Source organism: Winkia sp. UMB3158, from assembly GCF_030217145.1.
Lineage (GTDB): Bacteria > Actinomycetota > Actinomycetes > Actinomycetales > Actinomycetaceae > Winkia > Winkia anitrata.
This window is the reverse complement of sequence record NZ_JASONH010000003.1, coordinates 222401-242251: the sequence shown is the minus strand read 5'-3', so window position 1 is coordinate 242251 and position 19851 is coordinate 222401. Positions and strand designations below refer to the sequence as shown.

The window sequence follows — 19851 nt, the reverse complement described above, 5'->3', positions numbered from 1 at the left end:
TAGCTATTGTACACGGTTGCTAAAAACCGGGTAGAGACATCGGATCAATGGTCTGCCCGTTCTGGTGCACCTCATAGTGAACGTGGCATCCGGTGACGCGGCCCGTCGCTCCGGTGTAACCAATTAGCTGCCCCTGCTTTACCTGCTGGCCCGGAGACACCACGTACTGCTGCAGATGCAAGTGCATGGTCACCCACGAGCTGCCCCCGATGACGCCATGGTTGATCATGACGCCATTGCCGCCGGTAACGTAATCTCCGACCTCAGCAACAGTGCCATTGGCGGTGGCGTACTGCGGTGTGCCACAGGCGTTACCCAGATCGACGCCCTCGTGCAGGATAGCCGTACCAAGAATTGGGTGGGTCCGGTAACCCCAAGGAGAAGTAACTACCAAAGGCCCGGAAACAGGGTGGGCAAAGATTCCCTTCGCGGGAGCTGGCACTCCCCCGCCACCGGCGGCCCGATTCTTCTGATCTAGCTTGTCGATCTTGCCTTGATATTTAGCCACATCCTTAGACGCGGCATCCAGATCCTTCTGCGCCTCGCCCTTGCGCGAAGACAGCTCCTTGCTAAGAGCCTCATTCTTGGCCTTCAGCGCATTCAAGTCGCTTAGCCGCTTCTGCTGTGCTTTTTGCGCTGCCTCCGCCGAATCGGCGGTCTTCTTCGCCTCCGCCTCAAGACCGGCAATCTGGTCTGTCAGCGCGTTCTGACGGTCCTGAGCATTGCGGGTACTGGCAAGCTCGGCCTGTACTTTGGCAAGATTGGCTGACTCGGCCCTGGACACCTGATCAGCCGCAGCACTAGCCTTCGAGAACTGTTCGGTGGTTGCCGAAGTCATAGCCAACTTCAACGTTGCCGAATGTCCATTTTGGCGGTATGCCTTTGCAGCCACTGCAGCAATCTTTCCAGCCGTCTGCTCTGCCTCCTCCTTCGAGGAAGTGATCTTGTCGGCGAGCCGACGCTGTTCCGCCTTGGCCACTTCCAGCTGATCCGATACCTGCTGGTATTTACGCTGTGCAGCACCATATTCTGCCTGGGCGGAAGCTAGTTGCTTTTGCGCTCCGGGCAGCTGCGAATTCACCTTATCCAGCTCGAGGGCGGACTTTGACAGATCCGCATTGATGCCTTCGAGGGCGCTGCGGGCCTTCGCTTCGCGCTGAGCCGCACTGTCGCGTCCATGCACAGCATCATCGCGCTCATCGGCCATAGCAAAAGTGGTTGCTCCCGCGCTCAGAGCAATAGCCAAAGATGCCGCAAGAAATTTCTTCATTTAGATCCTCGTGTACCTAGCAAGCGAACCGAGCGATGCGAGCGCGGTGACCACGATGGCCGACAGTAGCAGCCAGGGGGAAATCCACAGCACATCGTGAGTTGTAATTAGGTCTACCCAGCGGAAGGACTCACGGAGCCATCCCTGGATGAAGAATTGCACGCCAGCTGCCAGAGCTCCCACAGCCAAGATCGCACCGATGATGGCAGCGATCGCGCCCTCGAGCATGAACGGCAACTGGATGAACAGGTTAGATGCGCCAACCAAACGCATGATCTCGGTGCGTTTTTGCCGCAGCAACGCGCTTACTCGAATCGTGGTGGCAATGAGCAGTACAGCCGCCAACGACATGATGCCAGCTAGCCCCCACGACAAGATGGTCGCCTTGTTTAGAACGTTGAACAGTGGCTCTACCACCTGGCGCTGGTCCTGAACCGACTGTACCCCCGGCTGACCGGTAAGTTCGTCAGCAATAACCTGGTACTGGCGTGGATCCTTCAGCTTGACTCGGAAGGAAACGGGCAGCATATCGGCGGTAGTTGCCTCGCCAAGCGGGGTATCCCCAAGCTGCTGGCGGAATTCCTTCAACGCCTGCTGCTGATCGACGTAGTCAACATGCTGGATGAGCTTCTGCATTTCGGCAGAGTTCAGCCGTTCTTTCACCTTGTCGATCTGCTCAGTAGAAGCCGCCTGCCCGCCGCACCCCTCAGCGGTATCAGACTGGGCACACATCGAAACGGTGACCTCAACCTTTGAATACCACTGCTTCGACATGCGGTTTACCTGCACCTGGGACAGCGCCCCAGCGCCTACGAACAGCAGCGACACGAACGTGACCAGGATGACCGAAACAGTCATAACCCAGTTGCGGAAAATACCTTTGAAAGCCTCAGAAACTACTAACCAGAAACGCATTTTTACCTCGTAGCTCCGTAAACGCCGTGGAGCTGATCGCGCACAATCTTCCCATCGACCAATTCGATTACTCGTTTACGCAGCGCGTCCACGATCTCGTCGTCGTGGGTTGCCATCACTACCGTGGTGCCCGTGCGGTTGATGCGATCCAGCAATCGCATAATTCCAATGGACGTAGTCGGATCCAGGTTGCCCGTGGGCTCGTCTGCTAGCAGTAGCAGCGGACGGTTGACCATCGCCCTCGCTATAGCCACACGCTGCTGTTCGCCACCGGAAAGCTGGTGCGGATACCGCTTGCCTTTACCTTCCAAGCCAACCATCTCTAGCACTTCGGGGACCTCGGTCTTAACGGTGTGGCGCGGCTTGCCAATCACCTGCAGTGCAAGCGCAACATTGTCGAAGACGGTCTTGTTATCCAAGAGGGCGAAATCCTGGAACACCGTGCCGATCTGGCGGCGCAACTGCGGCACCCGCCAGCTAGAAAGAGTAGTAACATCCTTACCTGCCACGAACAGGTGCCCCGAAGTGGGGCGCAAAGAACGCAGAACCAGGTTCAGGAACGTAGATTTGCCAGAGCCGGACTGGCCCACAAGAAAGACAAACTCGCCCTTGTCGATCTGCACCGAAATGTCATCCAAAGCTGGCCTTGCACCACGCTTATAGACCATCGAGACATTGTCGAAGGTAATCATTGGTCTCCGGTTCGTTGACGGCACTGACGCATCTAGGCTAAAGCGCAAGTCTCGCTTTATGCCTTAGACACGCAGGTATCGCAGATTCCGAAGCAGATCTAACAGGATGATTATTCGGACTTCTGTCCTTTACGCCAGCGAATCCCCGCATCGATGAAACCATCTAGGTCTCCGTCAAAGACGCTGGTGGGATTACCCGACTCGTAGTTGGTGCGCAGATCCTTGACCATCTGGAAGGGCTGCAAAACGTAGGAACGCATCTGGTCGCCCCAGGAAGCCTTCACATCCCCCTTCAATTCATCGCGTTTCGCCTTTTCCTCTTCCTGGCGTAGCGCTAGCAGGCGGGACTGCAACACCCGCAAAGCCGAAGCCCTATTCTGAATCTGCGATTTCTCGTCTTGCATTGACACGACGATGCCCGTCGGCAAGTGCGTCATGCGGACCGCTGAGTCAGTAGTGTTCACCGACTGGCCGCCCGGCCCGGAGGAGCGGAAGACATCCACCTTCAAGTCCGAATCAGGAATGTCAATGTGGTCAGTAGATTCAATCAAAGGAATGACTTCCACCGCAGCAAACGAGGTCTGCCGCCTGCCTTGGTTGTCAAAGGGGCTAATGCGCACCAGGCGGTGGGTGCCGCCCTCAACAGAAAGACGCCCGTACGCGTATGGCTCATTGACTTGGAAGGTAGCGGACTTAATGCCAGCTTCTTCGGCGTAGGAAGTATCCATCACCTTGTAGGAATAGCCGTGCCGTTCCGCCCACCGGGTGTACATGCGTAGCAGCATCTGAGCAAAATCAGCAGCGTCAACACCGCCCGCACCAGAGCGGATGGTTACCACCGCCGAACGTTCGTCGTATTCGCCAGACATGAGCGTGCGGATTTCCAGCTCGCTAAGGTCCTTATCCAAGGCGGCAAGATCTGCCTGGGCCTCCTCGTGGAGCAGCTGGCGTTCTTCGCCCTCGGATTCTTCGGCAAGTTCGAACATTGCCTGAGTATCTTCGAGCCGGTGTTCCATCTTTTGCACCCGCTCCAATTCTGACTGCGCATGCGACAGCTTCGAAGTGACTGCCTGCGCCTTCTCTTGGTCATCCCAAAGATCCGGAGCCGCCGCTTCCTCGGAAAGCTTGGCTATTTTGGCACGCAACGCGTCGAGGTCGGTAACCGCCTCGATCTCGCCAAGCTTGTGCCGCAGTTTCTCTAGTTCTTCAGAATAATCAATAGCCACCCCTCCAGGGTAAAGCACAACTGCCAAAAAGCCGCATCAATCAGAAACAATCCTCGCAGTCGAAGTGGCATTTAGCCTGACTGTCGGGGCAATATTTCTAAGCGCAGGTGGTAAAAACCTCAACTCGCCTTGGGCTGATAGGTGCACTCGGGCTAGCTCTGGTTCTGGCAGGTCTACATCTAGAACCCGAGGGCGACGTAGGCGGGTGCGCAGCGCAAACTCTGCCTTTGCCTGCCTCATCACTCGTGCCCGCACTAGCTGTCGCGACAATACAGGACGCCCTGGGTTGCGTCCCTGGTAGTACTCCGAGGCGGAAACGCTCTGGGTAGAACTGGAAGCCAACGTGTCGGCCGCGGCTACCAGCTGTTTTTGCTGCAAGTACAGGGTAGAGACGGAGGCCGTTCCAAAAATTACCAGCATGATCAGAACCGCAAAGCCTATCGACAGCACAAGGATGCGTCCCTCTTCGCGTTGCCGACGCATTATTCGTACCCATCCCTAGGGATTGACACGCTGCCACCGGCCGAGACCGGCACACTGGTATCGATTGCCTTCCCAATAATGGCGGGGACCCCAGGCAGTGTTACGCGGGCGCTCACCTTCACACTGGCTGTCTTTCCTGGGCGACACTGCCCGTCCTCGCAGGCAACAACTACCTGAGGACGAGCCTTCAATCCCTGATCCCCGAATGCCATCTTCGCTACTGCCTCGAGCTCACCCGCCTTGCCAGCGCCTACTGCCAGGGCGCGCGAAACTTCCCGGACCGAAGATTCCGCAGCAAAAGACGCGCTTTCCAGCGTGGCAACGATCAAGATCAATTGGATGAGCGGCAGCAGCAATACGAGCGTGACCCCAATGAACTCGATTGTTACGTCTCCTCTTTCAGAACACATGCACGGGCTCCTCTACCAGTGAGCGCCCGGTGAGGGTCATGCCAGCGGATGGTCCCCAGGGGCCAATCAGCGGCAAAGCGACCCGCACCTTAGCCACTATCATCCGTCTGCCCGCAACTGGAGCGGCCTGCTTCGAAAAAGAAACCTTTGAGACGCGCACTCCAGGTGCTCCCATTTGGAGCATTTGCCGCACCCGCATCTCGCCTTCAGCGGAAGAAGCACCGTACAGGGCCGCCCTCCGTGCCCCTTCGCCCGCCGCATCTATACCAATTGCACGGACGTGCAATACGAGTGCCAATTGCAACAGCGCAAAGACAACTGCGAGTAGTAAGGCGCTGATCATCACAAAGGAAGCAATAGCTGACCCTTGCTCACGATCCGTTGGGAAACTAGCCAATTGTGATCATAGAAATGGCGCGCTCAAAGAGGGCCTTTAGCTGCGGTCCAGCCAGCCCCCAGATCATCATGACTAATCCGGCAGTCATCACGGTGACCATAACCCAGCCGGGCACGTCGCCTCGCTCGCTCCGCCACGGGCGCAAGTTCTTGAATTTTCTAGTTCCCATTTTCTATTCCAATCTGAGTGCTAGTAGCCCCGGGTAAAGGGCAAATAGGACAACTTGGGGAAGGATCACAAACACCACGGGGAGCAGCATTGCGATCTCTCGTTTTCCGCCCTCTTCCAGAAGCATTTTTCTGGACTGAGCACGGCAATCTGCCGCCTGCGCGCGCAACACAGGAGCAAGTGGAGTGCCACGTTCTACCGCGGTAATGGTGGCGTCAACCAGTCTGGAAAGCGGCTGCGAGTCATTGGCTGCTGAGATCTGAGAGAGCGCCCTCGACATGGGTAGGCCCGCCTTCACGGCTCGCGTTGCCCGCCCAAATTCCTGGCCGACGATGCCGGAGGCGGAAGCAGCTACCCTCTCTAGCGCCGCAGCCAACCCCTCCCCTGCTCCTACGGCAAGGGCAAGCAGCTCGGCAGCATCGGGCAGCTGCATGTTGAGCAGGCGCTGGTAGTTTTTCGCCTGGCTAGTCAGGTATCGGTCCCGGGCTAGTCCTCCGCCGATCGCGCCCAAGGCTATAAACAATATTGAAAACGGAATGGGAACCCTGCGAAGGGTGACCGCCGCGATCGCGACACCCATACCCAGCGCTGCCCCGCACCCTGCCCAAAGGCCTTGGCTGCGTCGAAAAGATGCCAACGTCTGACGGCCTCCGAGCTGCCTCAGCCGCCGCGTCACCGACTGGTTGGTGGAGCCGGCGCTGTTCAGTAGGGATTTAGCCCACTCCCCGGCTGCGTAGAGAAGCTGTGTAAGGAAGCTGGCATTCTTCTTTGAGGGCGACAGGTAGGCACTGACCCGAGACATCAGCGTGGCCCTTCCGGCCTCGTACCACCACCACAGGCAGATGGTTCCCAAGGCAAATGCGATGCCTACTGCTACCCCCGAGCTCATGCGAGCGTCCTCTGATCTTTTGGCAGTGCCGCGATCTTTACCATGGCCCAATACGCCAACGCCGACATGAGCGCACCGGCGACCAGCACCGCTGCCCCTTTAGCGCTTTGATAGGCGTGCGCAGCGCTCGGTTCTAAGCACATGAGGGCGACCACTATCCAGGGCGCCACTACGGCTAATCGAGCCCCATTAACCGTCCATGATTGCCGTGCCTCTAGTTCGCCACGGGTTCGCGAGTCCTCGCGAAGCAGGTGGGCCAGTGACCGCAACAATTCAGATAGGTCAGATCCGCCAACTGTGTGGGATATGCGCAAGGCCTCGACGATTCGATCCCCAACCGGATCTGCCAACCGCTCTTTTAGCAGGGTCAGCGCCTCGTCGAATTTGCCGCTCGCGGCCAGGTCAGAAGCAAAAGCTTCCATGTAGGGACGCAGCACTTCGGGGCCCTTGCTCCCGAGGGCGATCAAGGTATCAGGCAGCGCCATTCCGGCACTGATGCCCGAGATCATGTCGTCGATAACGTCCGGCCACACCGCGCGACGCGCAGCTTGAATCCGCTTGCTACGCAATCGCAGCAAGAACGTGGGAAGCCCGCCAACGCCGAGCGCAATGATGAGCGCTACGATCCACGTCTGAGTCAGGGCCGCAACCAGGATCAAGACTGCAAGGCCAGCGCCGAGGCAGGCAAGAATGTATTGGGTGGAGCTGACGTTTCTTATTTCGGCAGCCTTGAGTAGTTGTGCGACTTTCCCGTTATGTTTCTGCCTCTTCGGCAATGCAGTAGTTTGCGATAGATAGACCAGGATTATGCCTACCCCTAGAAAGAAGCCAACCACCACTCCCATCTACGCCACCGCCAATAGCGAAGAGAGGTCTAAACCTGCGGCAGCAAATCGCTCGTGTGCATCTAAAGTACCGTTTGCGCGGCTAAGGCGCCCGCCACGCAAGGCAAAGAGCGTGTTTGCTTCTACGACGCCGCCCTCAACACGACCGGTAACGGCATCGATGTGGTCGATTCGGCGGACTCCTTTGTGGTCCATTGCTACGTGCACCACCAAGTCCAAAGCCTTGGCAACTGTGGGCACCACGAATCCTTCGGTAACGTTAGGGCCCGCCAGCAGTGGCAGAACCGTTAGTTTCGACAGGGCTTCGCGAGCAGAGTTGGCGTGGATCGTACACATGCCGGGAATGCCGGAATTGAGGGCGATTAGCAAGTCGAGGGCTTCCGCAGAGCGCACCTCGCCAATGATTAAATTCGTGGGGCGCATACGCAGCGCCTCTTTTACTAGGTGCCGTAGCGTGACCTCGCCAGAGCCATCCAAGTTTGCTGGGCGAGTTTGCATGGCAACGCAGTCTCGGGCTGACAGGTCCAACTCAAAAACTTCTTCGCAGGTAACTACCCGCGCGGTCGCAGGCATGCCGCCAGCCAACGCTCGAAGTACCGTGGTTTTACCCGCGCCCACCGCACCCGAGACGAGGATGTTCATGCCGGACAAGACAGCTGCGTCTAGAAACTGGGCCACCTGCGGGGTGAGCATCCCTAGTTTTACCAATTCGTTGATTCGGCGCGCTTTGGCTACGTGTTTACGGATGTTCACCGACCAGTGATGCGCCGCAACCGGCGGGATCACTGCGTGCAGCCTTTCCCCAGATGAAAGCTGCGCATCCACAAACGGGGAAGACAGATCCAGGCGACGCCCAGAAGCGCGGAGCATTCGTTCTACCAGTTCACGTACTTCTGCGTCCGTAAGAATTACCGTTGTTAGTTCGGACTTTCCGTCCTTAGCCACAAACACTCTAGAGGGCGAGTCAATCCATATTTCTTCGACAGTTGGATCATCTAAGAATTTTTGTAGTGGCCCAATTCCGCAGAACTTATCTATTAGCTGTTCTACCAGGTCGTCATGGTCTTCCGGAAGAACGTTTTCACAATTATCAACCTGGATTTCGATGATCTTGCGGGCGCCCTCGAAATCCGCAGCAGGATCGACCGCAGAATCTGAGAGGGCCTGTTGCACCTGCTTCATGAGAGCAGTTGGCACCGTTGTCACCACAAACTCATTCCTGTAGGAATTGCTTTACGTTCAGAGAATACTTTACACATTATGATTTTTCACGAGAGATGACAAAATCTGTGGATAACTTTTTATTTTGCCCGATAACGCGCATATGTACTTCTAATTTTATCTTCACAAATTTTTCATTTTGCTTTAACATTTATCGCAACCTTTGCAGGCACAACCTCTTTCATTAGCCGTTTCAATCGCTGCTTTGGAAGGCGCCTTCGCGTAAGGTAGAAGCCGTGAACGAGCGAGTACGACTTACCCTGGCTGCCCTTGCTACGGCTGCCTTGCCCGACCGCGATTTTGTGGCGGTAAGCGGGCAAGCTGTATCCAGTGGCGACATAACTAGGGTCAACGTCGTTGACTCCACCGGCGCCAAGTGGACTCTGGCTCGCCCGGACACCGAGGCCGCAGGCGCAGAAATCATTGGCCAACTCTCGGTCTTACAGCTTCTACTCGAGGCGAAAAAAGAAGGAAAGATATCTTTTGCCGTCCCCGCTCCAGCCGGATGGGCACCGCTACTAAGCGGCGGGAAAGCAGTCATTTACCCTGCTTTCGAGGGCGCCCACCTGGACGAAGCCAATCTTTCTGACGAGCAGGCGAAAGCCTTCGGAGACGCCATCGCGCAGCTTCATCAGCTGCCGACAAGCCTGTTCACGGCGCAGGGGTTACCAACTTTCACGGCTGAGGAATGCCGCAATCGGCTACTTGCCGACCTCGACGAAGCAGCCCCCGCCAGAGTCGTGCCAAAACGACTCTGGCACCGCTGGGAAGAGATGCTAGAGAACGTTTCTTGGTGGCGCTTCACTCCCCGCTTCGTGCATGGCTCACTCGGTCCTGATTCCCTTCTTTTCGAGGGCGGCCGCATTAGCGCCATGCAAGATCTCTCCGCCGCCCATGTCGGGGACCCGGCGCGTGACTTTTCCTGGCTTAGCGCCATAGCTTCGGAACAGCAAAACGAGGTAGCTCTTGCCGCATACCGAGGCGCCACCCCTGACCCGCACTTCCGCGAGCGCGCAGACTTAGATTCCGAGCTGGCGTTGGTGCGGTGGTTGCTCCATGGCATGCACAGGAAGGATATCCAGGTAATTGAGGACGCTCGGCAGATGCTTCGCGACCTTGCCGATTTGGTGCTGGACAATCCTGACCCGCGCGAATCAGTTTCGGCAGCTTTCGAGGACGCTTCCCCCGTAATCGGCACGCCTGTCGTTGAGGAGGAGGCACCGAAGGAAGCCGGCGCCGATACCACCGTGATCCCCTTTGAACAGCTAGTTGAAGAGGGCCACATAGAACCCGAAAGTGACCAAGACTAAACCAGTCTCCCTTGACGCTGCGCCCTCAATAGAACTATAGTAGACTGCTTGTGGTTGGACATGGGTTCAACCAGGAAGTCCCGGCCCAAACAACGAGGCCCCTTCCGAATATAGGAAAGAGGAGTATCTAAATTGAATAAGTTCTACAACATTCGTGATCTGCAAGGTTCCCGCCAGGCCAACTACCTGCGCCTAGATAACCTTGCCGAGGCGGTTCGGCCTTGGTTCGCCGAAACCGCAGATGCAAAGACTATGAGGGCGATTGCGCACCTGACTGACGAATCTAAGCGCGAGGCCGCCCTGTCTTACCTGGGTCTGCAGCTTTCTAAAGCCGCTTAAAGATCCTTGCAACCTGTTCGCTAGTCCAGGCCGCACTCTGCAAAGAAACGATCTTGCCGCTGTTTACATAGACCAATGATGCGTCTATGTCAGCCGGATCGATTCCTTCTGATTTGGCCCAGGCTAGGCGATACAGTTCAAGTTGCACTTTGGCCGCGTCTAGGTTTTCACCGACTGGGACGCGGCCTGTTTTCCAGTCCATGATGTGTACTCGCCCGCTGTCCTTTGCCTGCATGACGGCGTCGATACGGGCAATGATGCGCACCCCTGACACGATGATGTCTCGTTCGGCTTCTGCCTCTATGACCTGGTAGTTACGAAGGAAGTCAAAGTTCTTCCAGTTGTGTTGCCACTTATGCAATTTCTTTAGGGCATCTTCATCCAGGTCAGCTACTGGAGGCTCGCTGCGGTTCGATAGTAGTGCCTCTACCCAGGCGTGGAAAAGAGTGCCCAAGTATGCAGAGTCAGAGGGCTGGGTGGGTACGGGCCGGCGCAATTGCATAGCCAGATCGGGTCCCAGCTTCTGCACGGTGGTGGCTGCCATGTGTCGCGGCAGCTTCACTTCGGTGACCACTTCCTGACGCGATTCGGCAACGAGTAGTTTTGCCCAATGCAGTGCCTTTTCACTGATGCCCTGAGCAGGATCTTTGCTCTGCGAGAGGGAGGCGACCTGTTTGCCTAGCCTCTGTAGCTCTACGTTCAGTTTGCTTTGCTCTGGCGGCCAGAGCACCTCGGTTTCTACCCGTGGGGATTCCTCAACCAATTCATCTAACTGTGCTGGACTTGGGAAAGGCACCTCCACGCCCGGCAGCGGCTTTATTGCTTCTGCTTTTACCAGTTCCGTGAAGAACATCGAGGGCGGCGCTGGTTTTATGTTGCTTCCGCGCAAAGCCGCCCCGGTTACTAACAGGTTCTGTTTCGCCCTGGTGAAGGCCACGTATACAAGCCTACGGTCTTCGATCAGATCAGCTTCGCCATTATTCTTCTTCAGCTCTGCGATTGCTTCGTCCACATCTTTATGTGTTGCTCCTGCGAACAGCTGCAGGTTCGGCAGGGTTACTGCGTCAGCCCGCATCGAAGCGGGCAGCTCTCCTTGGTCGGTAAGCCAGCGGGAGGAGGCGCGAGAACCGTCTTTGCGTGGGGCTGTGCCGGGCAGCACGCCCTCGCTTAATGCCACAACGGCAACACTGTCCCATTCCAGCCCCTTAGCGGCGTGGATGGTAAGAATCTGGACGACTCCCTCCTGAGCCGGCACTTCGGGCATCGAAATGCCGCGTTCTTCAGTGGCAGCAGCTTCGAGCCAGGAAAGAAAATCTTCCAGTGTTCCTCCGCGTGAGGCGAACTCGGCACCTATCGCCAAGAATTGCGACAGAGAGAGTGCTCCCATCGAGTCTTCTCCGTGCAGGGCAACGTCCAAATCCAAATCCATGATCTGGATGCTCTGATGCAATAACGAGTTCAGCGACCCGCCCAGGAGCGCACGGATTGCCGCCAGCCGCTGAGCAAGTCGTAGCACCCGCTGCTGCCCTGTTGCAGACAGATCGGGAATTTTCCTGCCTAGGCGAAGCGCCTCTACGGCCTCGGCTAAATACGCATCGGGGTGGCCTTCCTTGTTTACCTCCCGGGCGATGCTCCTAGCCGCAGCCCACAGCGCGCTAATGTCGGTGGCCCCTAGATTGTTGGCGTTAAGGAGCCGCATCATCGCGTCGCCTCGAGCACCGTCATGAGCCACCGCCAACGCCGCGATCAAGTCCGCTACCCCTGCTGATTCAATTAGTCCACCAGCACCAATGATTGCTGCCTGTACACCTGCCTTAGTAAGTTCCTGGTAAATCAGGGGCATCGAAGCTCGGTTTCGGCATAGGACCGCCGCTGTGCTGGTCTGATTCCAGTGTTTTGCGAACCATTCCGCTAGTGCCTCGGCCTCTTGCTGGTCCGTAGCAAAATAGGCGCCGAGCACAGCCCCCGTTTTTGCTCCCGGCGCAGCAGTCAACTTTGGCAGGTTGACCGGTTCAAAATCAGTTTTGGGCAAGTACTGGGCGGGAACGGCCAATCTATCTACCGATATATTTGCCGCCTGCAGCACCTGGGTGGGATTACGCCACGCAGTGGTCAGCGGCTTCACCTGTGCCCCTTGCGTGGGCGCAAATCTTGCGGCAAAAGAATCCAACGCTAGTCGGGAGGCTCCGCGCCATTCGTAAATTGCCTGGTTTGGATCACCGACGGCGGTAACGGGATGGCCGGCAAACAGGTCACTTAGGAAATCGATCTGATTGGCGGAAGTATCCTGGAATTCGTCTAGAAAAACCTTCTGGTATTGCAGTCTTAAGAGGTCGCGCACATCAGGACAGCTACTAACGATTCTGCGGGCTCCCCCAATCTGGTCGGCAAAATCCATCAAAGAATTGGCTTTCTTGAAATCCTCATATGCCTGCACCAAATCCATGTAGCCAGCGCGAACTCGCAATGATTCGGCCAAATCCAAGGCACTTTTGTAAGGAGTCTTCTTCCTAGGGGCCGGAACCGAGTCCAAAATATCGGCAGCATCGACTAGCAGTTCTTCCTTGGCTTGCGAAACCGACAGGGAATTATCAATCAGTTTTCCGGCTAACGAGAGTGCGTAGCTGACCACCGAAGAGGGCCTCTTAGTAGTATTCAGGTCCTCTTTCCAGTCCATTACGATCTGGTTCATGATCTGCCAGCGCTCCGCTTCGGTGATGAGCCTGGCCTGGGGATCTATCCCAATCCGCAACCCGTAATCACGGCATATCTGCCCGGCAAAGGCGTTGTAAGTGGTGACGGTGGGCGGGGCCGCCTGCAGCTTTTGCAGCGCAACCTTAACGTCGCTATCGGTGCTAGCGCCCGCTTTGATAGCTGTTGCTAGATTGGCGATAATCCGCTGCCTCATCTCGAGGGCGGCCTTGCGGGTAAAGGTAAGCCCCAGGATGCGGCCGGGCTCAACCTGCTGATTTACTGCCAAGTACACTGCCCTGGCAGCGATAGTGGCGGTTTTGCCGGCTCCCGCACCAGCTACCACTAGCAGTGGTGACATGGGATGGGCAATGATGGATTCCTGCTGCGGTCCCGGAGCAAAATCCATACCCGAGAGTTCCGCAACCTGGGCTGGGGTATAGCTCATAGCAACTTTTTCCCTTCGGTCATTGCAGGACAAGAGGACTTTACCGGGCAGGTTCTACACCCTGTTCCTTCCACTGCCTGATAGGCAGGGCCGCGCATGGCAGTTGCCCCCATTGCAACCAATTCGTGGGCAAAGCTGGCGGTATCTTCCCCGATCCCATCTTGTGAACGAGCCTTATATTTATCGCCATCGGCGCCTAGGTACACCAGCTGCGCGGTCTCTATTGCCTTGCCGGTCATGGCCTGGTAGGCCACCTGATAAGCAGCTAGTTGCGGATTTTCTTTTACCTCTTTAGCGGATTTGGGAGTACGCCCAGTCTTAAAATCGACAATTGCAATATTGCCGTCCTCTGTGCGCTCTACCCGGTCGATTGATCCCCGCAGTCTGACTTCGCCGACTACCTGCCTAAATTCGGCTTCTTCCTTGACTAGTTCCCTTCCATCGGCAAACCACATAGCTAGCTTGCGGACCATCTGATAGGCGCGCTCGACCTCGAGCCGCCCCCAAAACGTGTCTGGTAGTTCAAGAGAGTCAATCTTGGCAGCGAGGGCCGCCTCTAGCGTTTGCAGATCTGCCTCTGGATGCTCATAGGCAATCTGGTGGATAAGAGTGCCTAGCTGCTGTTCCCCAGAAGAGGGCGGATTGCCACCATGTTGGGTCAGGAGCCACTTCAGGGGGCAATCCAGGGCGGCTTCCAAAGACGAGGGGCTTACCGTTACCAATTGCCCTGGTAGAACCAGTGGACTGTCTGTAGAAATGGGTCCTGCCGACCAGTACTGCGGGTTGGCGGCAGGGACTCCCTGGGCTGCTAAATAACCCAGCAGTGCTACGGCATCCTGGTCCCCTTCTATGGCGTCGTGGCGGAGTGTGCCCACGTAGCCTCGCAAATCCAGCGCACTGGCCCCCGGATCAGTAACCAGGTTCCCCTCTGGATCGACGCTGCCCTGTGCGCCTGCTGAAAGCAGCGTGGTCATAAATGCAGACGGGCCAGCATCCGTATCAGAGGTGGCAGTAACTAGCACAAACCGACTTGCGCGGCTGAGCGCGCAGGCAAACATGCGTGCCTCGTCGTATCGAATCGAAGTAAAAGGATCCGGATCGGCCATGACCTTGCCATCGTTTCCAAAGCTGGCTCGTCCCTTGGCTAGGTCGGCCAGCAGACCTGCCCCAAGGAAGGAATCGCGCATCCTCATGTCTGGCCAAACGTCCTGATTTACCCCCACAATCGCTACCACCTGATAGTGCATGCCAGCGAGGGCGGCAGCAGTGGCCACCCTTACCCCGGCCGGGCGCTGCCCAGCTACTGCTAAGTGGTCGGTAGGAAGGGTCTGTTCCAGTACCTCTTGCAAGAACTGGCTTTCAGATGCTTCCGGGTTGCGTTGCGTGTAAACGTCAGCGAAACGGAAAAGCGCCAATGCCGCATCCAAATAGTCGTCGTATTTCGAATCGGCTAAGGCTGCCTTGGCCCACTCATCCGCTACTCCAATGCCCTGCCACGCAGCCCACAATCTAGTAGAAATACCCTGTTCAGCGCGCACTTGGGCAATGGCATGCGCCAGCCGGAGCAGAGGCTCGCAGTAGCGGTGAGCAGCAAAATCTTTCAACGCGGTGGAAAAGGACTTGGCCAGCAGCGGATCGCTGACCAGCTTGGCTAGTTCCTGGTGCGGGTCGCCTTGAAAATGGCGTGACAGCGCAATCCAGGCAAGAGAATCCACCCCCATCAGTGGGGAGCGAAGAATCTGCAGGCATTTCTGCCCGATCAGCCCCAGGGCGGCCGGAGCTTCCGGCATATCTTGCAGTTGCGCTTCTACTTGCAGGAGGCGGGCAAGATTTGAAGTAATCGGATCCAGCCCCAGCGCCAGGGGACGCGAGGTAGCAGCCAACGGCACGCCCCTACCGGACAGCATTTGCCTCCAGGAATCAGCCAGAGCCTCAGAACGGCAGATTACCGCCATTTCTTGCCACGGGGTGCCGTGTAACAGGTGTTCAGTACGAAGCATATTGGCTACCTGCAAGACTTCGTCTGTGAAAGACGCCGACACCCTAAGGCGTACTCCGCAGGGCAGGTCCTTTTTATACGGCTGGGCCTCATTTTCTCTGCTACTTATGCCCGAGGTGCCGATGCCCTGAACAAAACGCTGACTTACCTGCACTACCTGCGCTGCACTGCGCTGCTGGCGCGTGAGCTGGCAGGGACGCAACGATAATTCTTCCATGAGTCGGGCAGGCAAGAGGTGGTCCCCGCCGCGGTAGGATTCCACTGCCACGTCCGGGTTGGCAAATAGCCCCACGGTAGCCCCGCCTTGGGCCAGGGCCCTGATGAGGGCGCCACTTGCGTGCGTCATGTCCTGGCAGTCGTCGATTAGCACAAGTGAGTATGGCGAGCCTGCTTTGGCGAGCACGTCAGCCGCTTTGCGTTGCGCCCTAGCGGAGTCAACAAGTCCCAACTGATCCAACCGATCCTGGTATTCCTGGAGCAGCCCAGCCAGAGTTTCCCACAGCGGATTCGCGTTCCACTGCCGCACCTGTTCGGCAGAAATGTCGAATTCGCCAGCGCGCGCTAGGAAACTGCGTACTTCATTTTGGAAGGCCTCTAGGGCTAGCGATTCGGCAGGCACGATATCTGGCCAGTCCGTGTGCGCTATTAGTTCGGCCACCAAAGCTTGTTCGTCGGATCCCGTAAGCAAGGTGGGAGCGCCATGGCCAGCCAAAATAGCGAAAGCCAGCGATGCGGGGGTACGCACCGGCCTAATACCGCGCGCGCTGATTGCAGTAGCCTCATCTAGCAGCTGATCGGCGCGAGCTCTGGTAGGAGTAAGGAATACGGCTTGCCCTTCCCCATCAAAATCAGCTAGCGCCTGCAGCGCCACCCTAGATTTTCCGGTTCCTGCTGCCCCCAGGACACCCACGCTGTTTCCGGCTGCCAAAGCCGTAAGCACCCGCGCCTGTTCCGCGGTGGGGTGATAGCTATCCAGAAGTGGCTCGGGCAGGACCAGCATAGGGGTTTGTTCCATACCAAATACCATATAGGCGACCTCTGTCATCTGATGGCGAACTCCCGAAGCTTGAACCCACCTCCGCTTCTAAAGCCGCTATTGTTTCTACTACATAGCTATAAAGGAGCGGTATGAAGATCAAGATTGGCCTACGCGAAAATTCACGGGAACTAATTGTAAAAACCGACTTGGACGCCCAGGCCTTAGCCCAAGAGATTTCGGCGGCGGCAAAAGAAGCGCGCGCCCTCGTTTTCGAAGCCGAAAAGCAGGACACGGTTATCCTGCCCGCAACCGGGATTGCCTACGTACAGGTTGTGACCGAAGAACCCCGCAAGGTTGGCTTCGGCCTCTAAGCTTTCAATCCCGCCTTGGCCATCCGCTGGCCATGGCGGGCCAACAGAGGGTGTAGGCCCACGGCACTGGCAATGTCCAAATCCAGCTGTTCATCGTAAATACGCGCGACTTTCCGGGCCACGCCTAAAGCCTCACCGACCACGCGCCTGCCCCACAGCGACAGGCGGGATTCCAGCTGTGGATCGGCCTCAGCTCCCTGTTTGATGATGGCTGCAGCCCACTTGCCATGGCCGCCGTCATAGTTTTCTGGGCCGATCTGATCCAGTAGCTCACTAGCATGCAACCTAGAGATCTCGATTGACAGGTCCGAAAGAACTCCGATCAGGATGAATGACTTTACTAGGCGCTCCCACCAATCGCCTGGACGCAGCCTTGCCTCCAGATCGTCGACTATCGAAATGGTGGGCTCCATGAGCTGAGCCATCTGCTCGTCGCTCATTCCACATACTTCCTCGATCCGCCGGAACATGGCGTAGCCCTGCGCGCTCATAGCAGCCAGTGCCACTTTCTGCTCCATATTCGGGGCGAGCGTCATGTCTTTTCCTAACCGCCCTTGCCTGGAAAGGCAGAGGGAACCGAGCAACGAAACAATGCGGGGATCAGAGGTAGTCATGAATCCCACTCTATCGCGTACGGGACTAAAGTATGCGCGCGAACTCTCAACAGTTAGACTAAGTACAGCCCGGTCGTCACGTTAGTAAGTTTCGCGGAAGGGTTCCGCTCCTCATCACGATCGGCTAGTCGGCGTCGAGACGTCCGTCTCCGCCGCATAGAAAGGCTAATATGACTGACTCTGCTGCAGTAGTAAAAATTGAAAACGCAATCGCCCCCAAAGAAGACGTGCAAGCTGACATTACTGACGAGGGCGAAGCGTTAGAACTGCACAAAAAGACTTTCGCCGATTTTGGCGTTTCTGCCTCGATCTGCCAGGCACTGGCTGAAGAAGGCATCACCCATCCTTTCCCGATTCAGGCGCTAACGCTCCCGGTCGCCCTCAAAGGCAACGACATTATCGGGCAGGCAAAGACCGGCACAGGCAAGACTTTAGGCTTTGGCATTCCGGCGCTGGAACAGATCGTTGGCCCACAAGAGGACGGCTACGAGAAGCTGCTGAACGCCGGCTGCCCCCAGGCACTGATCATCCTGCCTACAAGGGAGCTGGCTAAGCAGGTCGCGCGCGATTTGAAGGTGGCGGCAAAGAATCGCTCGGTAAGGATCACTCAGATCTACGGCGGGGTTGCCTTTGAACCGCAGCTGAAGGCTCTTGAGAAGGGCACGGATCTGGTGGTGGGCACTCCCGGGCGCCTAATCGATCTGCTGAAGCACGGAAAGCTGAAGCTTTCTGGCGTCAAAGTAGTGGTACTTGACGAGGCCGACGAGATGCTAGATCTGGGCTTCCTGCCAGATGTGGAGACTCTTCTGTCGCGCACGCCGGCGGGCCGGCACACGATGTTGTTTAGTGCCACCATGCCAGGCGAGGTAATTGCGCTTGCTAGGCGTTACATGAGCCACCCGACCCATATCAGGGCGCAGGATCCCGCAGATCAGAACGCCACGGTCAATTCTGTTAAGCAGGTAGTCTACCGCTGCCACGCAATGAATAAATTGGAAGTGGTCTCGCGCATCCTGCAGGCAAAGGGACGCGGCCTGTCCATCATCTTTACTCGCACTAAGCGCACTGCCGCCCGGTTGGCGGATGATTTGTCCGATCGCGGTTTTGCTGCCGCAGCGCTACACGGAGATTTGGGGCAGGGGGCGCGCGAACAGGCCATGCGCGCCTTCCGCAAAGGCAAGGTGGACGTCCTGGTGGCTACCGATGTGGCAGCCCGTGGCATTGACGTCGATGACGTTACCCACGTGATCAACTACCAGTGCCCGGAAGACGAGAAGATCTACCTACACCGCATCGGCAGGACTGGCCGCGCAGGTGCTTCGGGCACCGCAATCACCTTTGTCGACTGGGATGATGTTCCCAGGTGGAAGCTAATTTCAAAGGCCCTGAACTTGGGCGTCGATACGCCGCTCGAGACCTACCACACCTCGCCGCACCTCTACACCGACCTGGACATCGATCCCGAGGTTACCGGTCGTCTTCCTCGGTCGCAGCGCACGCGAGCCGGGTTGGATGCGGAAGAGGTCGAAGACCTAGGCGAAACCGGGCAACGTTCCGGCGGGCGCGGCCGCAGGCGGTCGAGGCGCAGCTCTGGCTCGCGTCGCCGCTCTACCGGTCGTTCCAAGAATCAAAAGCGCTCGGAAAAGAGCACTGGGGAAAAGCCAAAGCGGGCTCGCCGGCGCCGCAATCGCTCACGTTCGCGCCGCAGCGAAGACTAGCTTTTAGAGCCGGACGGTTAGGGGCGCAGGATGGGTAGTACCCCCTGCGCCTCTATCTTTTCCAGCACCGCTTCGGCGGTAGTATTTTCCGCTAGCTGATTAGGCTTGCCGGTGCCGTGGTAGTCAGAGGAACCGGTTATTTCCAACCCGTAGTGCTGCGCCATTGTGATTACTGCTTGCCGCATCTCTGGAGTGTGGTCGCGATGGTTGGCTTCCAAAGCAAATAGGCCGGCCTCTACCATGTTGGCTAATACCGTGGTTGGCACCAGCTTCTGCCTGGAGGTGGCGCGCGGGTGCGCCCATACCGGCACTCCCCCTGCCCGCCGGATGGCCGCAGTTGCCTCTACTGGATCCGGGGCCCAGTGCTGGACGTAGTACTTGTGGCTTGGGTGCAGTACCTTTTGGAAAGCTTCCGTTCGATTTGCAAAAGCTCCTATAGCCACCAGCGCATCGGCAATGTGAGGACGCCCCACGACTCCGCCCTCGGGGGCAAGCGCGGCCACCTGCTGCCAGGTAATAGGAAAGTCCGCAGCCAGATTCTGTACGATCCGTTCTGCCCGGTGAAGCCGCGAGTCGCGGCACTTCTTAAAGAACCCCTGCAAGGTGGCATCTGCGGGGTCAAATAAATAAGCCAACAGATGAACTGTGCGCCCTGATGCCGCGCAACTTATCTCGGTCCCCCGCAACAGTGCCACCCCTGTTTCGGCTACGCAGTCTGCTGCTTCCTCCCAACCAGCTTGCGTGTCATGGTCGGTCAAACCGAGCACATCAATTCCGCACGCGGCGCCTTTGCGCATCAGTTCAGCTGGCTTATCCGTGCCATCGGAACGAAGGGAATGGGTATGCGGATCGATTTTCATACTTTC

General features: G+C 57.3%; 19 protein-coding genes. 4 read left to right on the top strand and 15 right to left on the bottom strand.

Features of this window, described 5'->3' with window-relative positions; all coding sequences use genetic code 11:
* Positions 1–19 precede the first annotated feature (19 nt).
* From QP400_RS04690 to QP400_RS04640, 11 genes are all read right to left on the bottom strand, one after another.
* Positions 20–1270, bottom strand: a complete 1251-nt coding sequence (locus QP400_RS04690) for a murein hydrolase activator EnvC family protein (protein ID WP_004807574.1) — start codon at positions 1268–1270, stop codon at positions 20–22.
* Positions 1271–2185, bottom strand: a complete 915-nt coding sequence (gene ftsX / locus QP400_RS04685) for a permease-like cell division protein FtsX (protein WP_004807572.1) — start codon at positions 2183–2185, stop codon at positions 1271–1273.
* A 2-nt stretch (positions 2186–2187) separates the two neighbouring features.
* Entirely contained in the window at positions 2188–2877 is a 690-nt protein-coding gene (gene ftsE / locus QP400_RS04680; RefSeq protein ID WP_004807570.1) for a cell division ATP-binding protein FtsE, read from the bottom strand.
* A 110-nt stretch (positions 2878–2987) separates the two neighbouring features.
* Positions 2988–4103, bottom strand: coding sequence for a peptide chain release factor 2 (gene prfB, locus QP400_RS04675; protein WP_040315293.1), 1116 nt, complete (start codon positions 4101–4103; stop codon positions 2988–2990).
* A 36-nt stretch (positions 4104–4139) separates the two neighbouring features.
* Positions 4140–4586, bottom strand: coding sequence for a pilus assembly protein TadG-related protein (locus QP400_RS04670; RefSeq protein ID WP_004807566.1), 447 nt, complete (start codon positions 4584–4586; stop codon positions 4140–4142).
* Complete coding sequence (locus QP400_RS04665) at positions 4586–4996, bottom strand: hypothetical protein (RefSeq protein WP_004807564.1); 411 nt, start codon at positions 4994–4996, stop codon at positions 4586–4588. The genes QP400_RS04670 and QP400_RS04665 overlap by 1 nt, the downstream gene beginning before the upstream one ends.
* On the bottom strand, positions 4986–5393 hold the full coding sequence (locus QP400_RS04660; RefSeq protein ID WP_040315292.1) for a hypothetical protein: 408 nt from the start codon (positions 5391–5393) through the stop codon (positions 4986–4988). The genes QP400_RS04665 and QP400_RS04660 overlap by 11 nt, the downstream gene beginning before the upstream one ends.
* Positions 5386–5562 (bottom strand): hypothetical protein, encoded by a 177-nt coding sequence (locus tag QP400_RS04655; RefSeq protein ID WP_004807559.1) that lies wholly within the window; start codon positions 5560–5562, stop codon positions 5386–5388. Before QP400_RS04655 ends, QP400_RS04660 begins: the two co-directional genes overlap by 8 nt.
* 3 nt (positions 5563–5565) lie before the next feature.
* Positions 5566–6450, bottom strand: coding sequence for a type II secretion system F family protein (locus tag QP400_RS04650; protein WP_004807557.1), 885 nt, complete (start codon positions 6448–6450; stop codon positions 5566–5568).
* Positions 6447–7295, bottom strand: a complete 849-nt coding sequence (locus tag QP400_RS04645; RefSeq protein ID WP_004807556.1) for a type II secretion system F family protein — start codon at positions 7293–7295, stop codon at positions 6447–6449. Before QP400_RS04645 ends, QP400_RS04650 begins: the two co-directional genes overlap by 4 nt.
* Positions 7296–8477: a TadA family conjugal transfer-associated ATPase gene (locus QP400_RS04640; protein WP_040315291.1), complete on the bottom strand. Its 1182-nt coding sequence runs from the start codon at positions 8475–8477 to the stop codon at positions 7296–7298.
* Positions 8478–8752: 275 nt separating this feature from the next.
* Here QP400_RS04640 and QP400_RS04635 point away from each other — a divergent pair, with 275 nt between their 5' ends.
* Positions 8753–9826: a phosphotransferase gene (locus QP400_RS04635; protein WP_004807552.1), complete on the top strand. Its 1074-nt coding sequence runs from the start codon at positions 8753–8755 to the stop codon at positions 9824–9826.
* A gap of 132 nt (positions 9827–9958) precedes the next feature.
* The gene (locus QP400_RS04630; protein ID WP_004807550.1) at positions 9959–10165 is read left to right on the top strand and encodes a hypothetical protein; all 207 of its coding nucleotides are present in this window, start codon (positions 9959–9961) and stop codon (positions 10163–10165) included.
* On the opposite strand, the gene QP400_RS04625 is transcribed toward QP400_RS04630, so the two are convergent.
* Both QP400_RS04625 and QP400_RS04620 read right to left on the bottom strand, forming a co-directional pair.
* Positions 10152–13304: an ATP-dependent helicase gene (locus tag QP400_RS04625; protein WP_004807548.1), complete on the bottom strand. Its 3153-nt coding sequence runs from the start codon at positions 13302–13304 to the stop codon at positions 10152–10154. The two genes, QP400_RS04630 and QP400_RS04625, sit on opposite strands and share 14 nt — an antisense overlap.
* Positions 13301–16318, bottom strand: coding sequence for a PD-(D/E)XK nuclease family protein (locus QP400_RS04620; RefSeq protein WP_285462543.1), 3018 nt, complete (start codon positions 16316–16318; stop codon positions 13301–13303). Before QP400_RS04620 ends, QP400_RS04625 begins: the two co-directional genes overlap by 4 nt.
* A 113-nt stretch (positions 16319–16431) precedes the next feature.
* On the opposite strand from QP400_RS04620, the gene QP400_RS04615 reads away from it, so the two are divergent.
* On the top strand, positions 16432–16653 hold the full coding sequence (locus QP400_RS04615) for a DUF3107 domain-containing protein (RefSeq protein WP_004807545.1): 222 nt from the start codon (positions 16432–16434) through the stop codon (positions 16651–16653).
* Here QP400_RS04615 and QP400_RS04610 read toward each other — a convergent pair.
* Positions 16650–17267, bottom strand: a complete 618-nt coding sequence (locus QP400_RS04610; RefSeq protein ID WP_081499191.1) for a ferritin-like fold-containing protein — start codon at positions 17265–17267, stop codon at positions 16650–16652. The genes QP400_RS04615 and QP400_RS04610 overlap by 4 nt on opposite strands.
* Positions 17268–17437: 170 nt before the next feature.
* Between QP400_RS04610 and QP400_RS04605 the strand changes: the two genes are divergently transcribed.
* Complete coding sequence (locus tag QP400_RS04605) at positions 17438–18985, top strand: DEAD/DEAH box helicase (protein ID WP_004807540.1); 1548 nt, start codon at positions 17438–17440, stop codon at positions 18983–18985.
* Positions 18986–19002: 17 nt separating this feature from the next.
* Here QP400_RS04605 and QP400_RS04600 read toward each other — a convergent pair whose 3' ends face one another.
* Positions 19003–19845: a PHP domain-containing protein gene (locus QP400_RS04600; RefSeq protein ID WP_004807537.1), complete on the bottom strand. Its 843-nt coding sequence runs from the start codon at positions 19843–19845 to the stop codon at positions 19003–19005.
* Between the last annotated feature and the right edge of the window lie 6 nt (positions 19846–19851).

Bases quoted from the DNA above. Each gene is read 5' to 3' on its own strand.
- QP400_RS04690 (WP_004807574.1), bottom strand. From the start codon at position 1,270: ATGAAGAAATTTCTTGCGGCATCTTTGGCTATTGCTCTGAGCGCGGGA.
- ftsX (WP_004807572.1), bottom strand. From the start codon at position 2,185: ATGCGTTTCTGGTTAGTAGTTTCTGAGGCTTTCAAAGGTATTTTCCGC.
- ftsE (WP_004807570.1), bottom strand. From the start codon at position 2,877: ATGATTACCTTCGACAATGTCTCGATGGTCTATAAGCGTGGTGCAAGG.
- QP400_RS04670 (WP_004807566.1), bottom strand. From the start codon at position 4,586: ATGCGTCGGCAACGCGAAGAGGGACGCATCCTTGTGCTGTCGATAGGC.
- QP400_RS04665 (WP_004807564.1), bottom strand. From the start codon at position 4,996: ATGTGTTCTGAAAGAGGAGACGTAACAATCGAGTTCATTGGGGTCACG.
- QP400_RS04655 (WP_004807559.1), bottom strand. From the start codon at position 5,562: ATGGGAACTAGAAAATTCAAGAACTTGCGCCCGTGGCGGAGCGAGCGA.
- QP400_RS04650 (WP_004807557.1), bottom strand. From the start codon at position 6,450: ATGAGCTCGGGGGTAGCAGTAGGCATCGCATTTGCCTTGGGAACCATC.
- QP400_RS04645 (WP_004807556.1), bottom strand. From the start codon at position 7,295: ATGGGAGTGGTGGTTGGCTTCTTTCTAGGGGTAGGCATAATCCTGGTC.
- QP400_RS04640 (WP_040315291.1), bottom strand. From the start codon at position 8,477: ATGAAGCAGGTGCAACAGGCCCTCTCAGATTCTGCGGTCGATCCTGCT.
- QP400_RS04625 (WP_004807548.1), bottom strand. From the start codon at position 13,304: ATGAGCTATACCCCAGCCCAGGTTGCGGAACTCTCGGGTATGGATTTT.
- QP400_RS04620 (WP_285462543.1), bottom strand. From the start codon at position 16,318: ATGGAACAAACCCCTATGCTGGTCCTGCCCGAGCCACTTCTGGATAGC.
- QP400_RS04615 (WP_004807545.1), top strand. From the start codon at position 16,432: ATGAAGATCAAGATTGGCCTACGCGAAAATTCACGGGAACTAATTGTA.
- QP400_RS04610 (WP_081499191.1), bottom strand. From the start codon at position 17,267: ATGACTACCTCTGATCCCCGCATTGTTTCGTTGCTCGGTTCCCTCTGC.
- QP400_RS04605 (WP_004807540.1), top strand. From the start codon at position 17,438: ATGACTGACTCTGCTGCAGTAGTAAAAATTGAAAACGCAATCGCCCCC.
- QP400_RS04600 (WP_004807537.1), bottom strand. From the start codon at position 19,845: ATGAAAATCGATCCGCATACCCATTCCCTTCGTTCCGATGGCACGGAT.